Annotated in this window: 4 protein-coding genes and 1 pseudogene; 1 reads left to right on the top strand and 4 read right to left on the bottom strand. The window is 35.2% G+C overall.

From position 1 onward, the window contains the following. The first annotated feature begins 1,421 nt into the window (after window positions 1-1,421). Complete coding sequence (locus AFK68_RS13385) at window positions 1,422-1,604, top strand: hypothetical protein (protein ID WP_094673240.1); 183 nt, start codon at window positions 1,422-1,424, stop codon at window positions 1,602-1,604. Window positions 1,605-1,706: 102 nt separating this feature from the next. Here AFK68_RS13385 and argH read toward each other — a convergent pair whose 3' ends face one another. The 4 genes and pseudogenes from argH to AFK68_RS45065 all read right to left on the bottom strand — a co-directional run. Beyond that, window positions 1,707-3,095, bottom strand: coding sequence for an argininosuccinate lyase (gene argH / locus AFK68_RS13380; RefSeq protein ID WP_094673239.1), 1,389 nt, complete (start codon window positions 3,093-3,095; stop codon window positions 1,707-1,709). Window positions 3,096-3,353: 258 nt separating this feature from the next. Beyond that, window positions 3,354-3,593, bottom strand: coding sequence for a hypothetical protein (locus AFK68_RS13375; RefSeq protein WP_094673238.1), 240 nt, complete (start codon window positions 3,591-3,593; stop codon window positions 3,354-3,356). Between the two features lie 240 nt (window positions 3,594-3,833). After that, window positions 3,834-4,381, bottom strand: a pseudogene (locus tag AFK68_RS34945) (PP2C family protein-serine/threonine phosphatase); the annotation flags it as partial. Window position 4,382: 1 nt separating this feature from the next. Next, on the bottom strand, window positions 4,383-5,458 hold a 1,076-nt coding region (locus AFK68_RS45065), incomplete at its 3' end, for a PP2C family protein-serine/threonine phosphatase (RefSeq protein ID WP_143437844.1). Between the last annotated feature and the right edge of the window lie 235 nt (window positions 5,459-5,693).

The following is a 5,693-nucleotide window of genomic DNA, read 5'->3' as shown; positions in this document are numbered from 1 at the left end:
TAATAATTATCTATTCTTAAAAAAAGAGGATTGACAAAACAATTATTAGTCATTCTGTAGATGTAGTGATATTTATAAGTAAAATCCTCTCACAGTAAGGGGTAAAAATGGAAAAATCACTACTTGTACACCACTACCCAATTATTTTGTCTTTTTTCTTATTTACCGAATAATTAACAATTAGTAATGATTAATTAAATCATTCAGCTTTATTAGCCTCCGCTTTCAAAGGGAAAAGAATTTATTTTTTCCTTAAGTGTTAATCCTTTCCTTAAAAGGGAGAGGTAATTATCCATTAATTCTACCATTTTCATAAAATATTGCTACAGTGACAGAACAGATCAAAAGAGATAGAAACCTCCGGAATTAGGAAAGATAAATAGACAAAAAATGGAGGAAAAAGATTTAATTTTGACAATAAATAGAAGCAATAACGTATTAAACTGTAGGAATAAATCACAAATTGGAATGTAACAGCCTTTTTTGAATTTGGTATTAAACATCTCTATCAGGACTTACGCAAAGCTACTATAGCAATCATAAATAGGTCGCGACAAATCAAAAGGTAGATAAAAAAGTTGAAACTCCTACCTTCTGGAGCTGTAGCAATAGTGCCTGTTGCCTAAAAAGCAGTAAGATTTTTGCCACGAATAAAATAGGATTGCTACTATAGATAGAGTTAAAAAACTATAACGTTACAGTTTTTGACGCTATATATATGGTCTGGTGCGTAATTCCTATCTATATCTAAATACAATCCAAATGGGTTATATAAAAGAGCTATGGGTTTGGCTATACTTGGTATCCTATGAAAATGGTGGACAAACTATTGCGTAGTTAGAAAACAAATGCTATACTACTAAAATGTTTTTGGTGGTATACTAGCAGTCCCTAGGGTTAAGTTTATGCTAAACCTGTGGGATAAACTCTTTATTGGCGACCTACTGTGCTATGGAATAACTGTAAGACCTGAAAAGAATTGATTTTGGAAGGCAGGTTCTATAAAGCAGAAATTGCCCTGATGTGAGATTTAGAAATCTTGTTACACGGCTTAGTCTACCGCAAAATTTCTTATAAAGTCTTTCCCCTAATGGGATTACTTTATTATTATATTTTTGTTATACTTAAGAATAACGTAAAGTATTCAACCGCTTTAAAAACATCGCTACTTAACTGTAGCCCAAAGACGTTGAAAACTAGAGTTATGGGGTTGTGTACAGAAATAATTGTACATGGAAAAACTCTAATCATCAATGAACAGAGAACCAATTTTTGTGAGGTTTAAACTGTAAAATAATAGGATATTATTCTACAGACTTTTGTTAGTAAAGCTAAGGCTAACAAGCTAGAAAATATGTCAACCTTTTGGAAGCTATTCCCCATCTATAGGCTTCGGAAGGATGTCAATTAGTGAGGTAATAATGGCTAAACGCCGCAATCCAAAAAAAGAGAAGGCACAACGTAATCAGGCTTACGCACGCAAGTTTCGTAAAAAAAAGACAGGTTTTTTCTCGAAGCGATATTCATCTAAGTTTGCATCTGGCAATAATCAAAATGGTAACGAGCAAAATTCAGAAGAGAGTGCTGGTGCTGTAGAAGAATAGTATATTTGATTGTTCAAAATTCCTATCTATAGAATTTTGATCTAAAAAATCTAGATTTGAGAATTAGAAACTCAAATCTAGATTTTGACACTTTAGATTAAACTAAAAATTAAATTTCTGCTTGGCAATAGAAATTTCTGTTTTTACTTGTTCAAAACCTGTTCCACCATAACTATTCCGTGCAGATACTACTTGGCAAGGGGCGATCGCTTCATAAATATCTGCTGCAAATGTTGGATGTAATTCTTGCCATTCTTCTAGAGTTAAATCTTTCAGTAATTTACCACTAGAAATACAAGTTTTCACAACCTTACCTACTAAATTATAAGCTTCTCGAAAAGGTATACCACGAGCTGCTAAATAATCTGCCACGTCCGTAGCATTAGAAAAATCTTCTGCCACTGCTTCTGTGAGGCGAGAGCTATTAAATTCCAAACCTTCTTGCAATAAAATTGTCATTGCTTCTAGACAACTTTTAACAGTTTTAATAGTATCAAATAAACCTTCTTTATCTTCTTGCAAATCTTTATTATATGCTAGTGGCAAACCCTTCATTACCACTAACATACCTTGTAAATGCCCAAAAACTCTACCTGTTTTTCCCCTCACTAACTCTGGTACATCAGGATTTTTCTTTTGAGGCATAATACTCGAACCTGTAGCACAAACATCAGTTAAAGTAACAAACCTAAACTCTTCAGATGACCATAAAATTATTTCTTCTGCCAAACGACTTAAATGCACCATAATAATACTAGCTGCACAGAGAAATTCAATCGCAAAATCTCTGTCACTTACCCCATCCAAACTATTAGCATAAGGTTTTTCAAACCCTAATAATTCAGCAGTATAGTGTCTATCAATAGGAAAAGTTGTACCTGCTAAAGCACCACAACCAAGAGGAGAAATATTCACTCGGCGATAAACATCTCCTAATCTTTCCCAATCTCTTTCCGCTTTATGAAAATAAGCCAAAAGATGATGAGCTAAACTCAAAGGTTGCGCTCTTTGTAAGTGAGTATAACCAGGAATTAAAGTTTCAATATTAGACTCAGCTAATTCCAAAAGAACCTTTTGAAAATTTCTCAATAAAATCCGAATTTGTTCAATTTGTTCTCGGAGATAAAGTCTAGTATCAGTTCCTACTTGGTCATTTCTCGACCTAGCTGTATGTAGTTTTTTCCCTACATCTCCAGTAATTTCTGTAAGTCTTTTTTCTACAGCAAAGTGAACGTCTTCAGCACCTTCAATTATCTCAAACTTTCCTGCTAGATATTCTTGACGAATTTTGTCTAAACCTATCAATAATTTTTCCCCTTCCTCAGCAGAAATAATACCTGTTTTAGCCAACATTTTTGTATGAGCGACTGAACCGTTAAGATCGTGTTCAATTAATTCAATGTCAAAGCTAATACTAGCATTAAATATAGCTATAGTAGGATGCAACGCCTTTTCAAATCTTTGGCTCCAGGTTTGTTTATCTTGCGTCATTTCAGTTATCAGTTATCAGTTATCAGTTATCAGTTCCTTGTAGATGTTGCTAGAGACTTGAAATACTGAAGTTTATTTTTAGTATTTAGTCGTTAGCTTTCCTCCACAGGGGGAACTTTGTTAACTATTAGCTTTATATTGTATGGGTTAACAACTCAAACTCGTTGTTTTTGTGGTTTAATTCGCTGGTTGAAATAGCCTTCAAAACAGGGTATTATTGCTGCTTATTGCTGAGAGCTGATAGCTGAATGCTTAACATTATGGCAAAATACTTTTAACCATCCAACCAATTATCAGACCAACTAATAGTGCCCATCCCTGACCACATTCTATAAAGTTGTTCCAAGCTTTTTGTACATCTGCCCATAAGTCTACATCAACTTGTTGAGCAAAAAGTTGCCAACTATACAACACTTTCACTTCTAACAAACTTAAAAAATTACTGTAGTTATTGATTAGATTAAAGTCTAATTTTAGAGTAATTATATGCTCTAGCATCTAGAATTATTCTCTCTAAATATAACGTATTTGATGGAAATATAATTATTGCTATACTGATTAAATCTCAAAGCACTAATAGATAAAAACTAAAGTCTTTATTTTGGTTAAAAAAAGTACCTGGTTTTCAGATCCTAGAGCTGCAAAAATTTAGTTTAGCATTTTGGGCAGACCAAATTCTATTTCCCCACCCTTCCCACACTCTAATTTTTTCAGCCAACCCTAATGATTAATTATTAATTAACTTTCTACTCTCATTACCACTAGAGTCATATCATCTGGATTATGATTTCCTTCTCCCACAAATTGTTTGACCTCCTCAAATAAATAATCTAATATTTCTTGTGGTTCTTGATAATTTTGACAGGCAAATTTGAAGGCTTGACTTAACTTAAGATCATCATAACGGTCACCATGCTTATTAGCTGCATCTGTAAACCCATCTGTGTAATAAATGATAGTATCTCCTGGATGAAGTTGTACTTGTGCTTGATTATATTCAGAATCTACTTCCAAACCAATTAACATTCCCAGAGTATCCAAATTCACAATAGAATTACTAGCAGCTTGCCACAACATGGGAGGATGGTGAGCAGCATTACTATAGGACAAAATTCGGGTTTCTGGGTCGTACTCTGAATAAAACAAAGTCACGAACCGATGGGAAGTTTCCAGATCGGTGTACATAACTTGGTTCAAATGTTGCAGCACTTGTGCTGGTGAGTGACGGTTTAATACCTCCGCTCTTAACATTCCTCTGGTCATAGTCATAATTAAACCAGCAGGTANGGAGGATGGTGAGCAGCATTACTATAGGACAAAATTCGGGTTTCTGGGTCGTACTCTGAATAAAACAAAGTCACGAACCGATGGGAAGTTTCCAGATCGGTGTACATAACTTGGTTCAAATGTTGCAGCACTTGTGCTGGTGAGTGACGGTTTAATACCTCCGCTCTTAACATTCCTCTGGTCATAGTCATAATTAAACCAGCAGGTACCCCCTTACCCATTACATCTCCAATCACAATACTCCACTTACAGGGTTCCTGTTTTTTGTGCTTGGAGTTCACCTGGTCATAGTTAGAGGGGATAAAGTCATAATAGTCTCCTCCTACTCGGTTTGCTGTTTGACAACGAGCTGCAAGAGCAATACCAGGAATTTCTGGACATTCTGGTGGTAATAGTCGCAGTTGAATTTCTGCCCCTATTTCTAACTCTCGGTCCAAACGTTCCTTCTCTCTTAAGGAGGTAGATAGTTCGTCGTTGGCGATCGCTACTGCGGTCTGGTCTGCTACTAGGCGAATTAATTTTTGTCTTGCTGGTGTCCAAACATATTCTGGGTTATGACTAAATACATATAGACGACCTCGTTCTGAGTTCTTGACTAGAATTGATGTGCCAAATAATTGAACGTCATTTCCTAGATAGTCACTAACTTGATAGTCTAGACTCGCCGTTTGAATAGGGACTTCCTGTAATTCGGCAGGTAAAGTTGTTTCTGTAATCAATTGACGAGTTGCTATTTCCAATGCTTGTCGAATATCTTGACATTGTTGGCCTTCTTGACAGTGTAATTGTTGGAATCTAATCTGTCCATTTGGCTTAAATAATACTAATGCCCCACCATCAGCATCGGTTACTCGACAGCCCATGAGTGGAATCAATTCTAGAAACTGATTTAGATTATTGAAGCTACGCAAGGCAAAGCCTAGAGAACTTAATAAATCATTAACATTTTGTTGTTCTTTATGTAAACGGGCCACCATTTCTTGCAGAGCATATACAGATGTTATTGGTGAGGAGTTGCCAGTGGCAATATGGTCAGTGGGTTCAGGGGAGTTTCGATACACAGGCACTACAGTCATAATTTTTTTATTGATAGGTTGATTGATGAAAGTTTATTGATGGTTAATGTTTGTGTTATTTGATTATTTGAAATTATGGCATTTCTTGCTTTCCTCAGTTGTGGCTTCGTTAATAATTTTGATTAGAAGCTATTTTATACTTATTAGCTTTGTTAGTTACAATTTTTCTGGCTGCAAGTTGGAATATTTGGGGTAGCTCTGCTAATTAAGTTTTGTACATGATTCAGTAATTAAC

The organism is Hydrocoleum sp. CS-953 (genome assembly GCF_002260545.1).
Taxonomy (GTDB): Bacteria; Cyanobacteriota; Cyanobacteriia; order Cyanobacteriales; family Microcoleaceae; genus Trichodesmium.
Note: the sequence above shows the minus strand (reverse complement) of the source record. Positions and strands in the feature narration are given on the sequence as shown.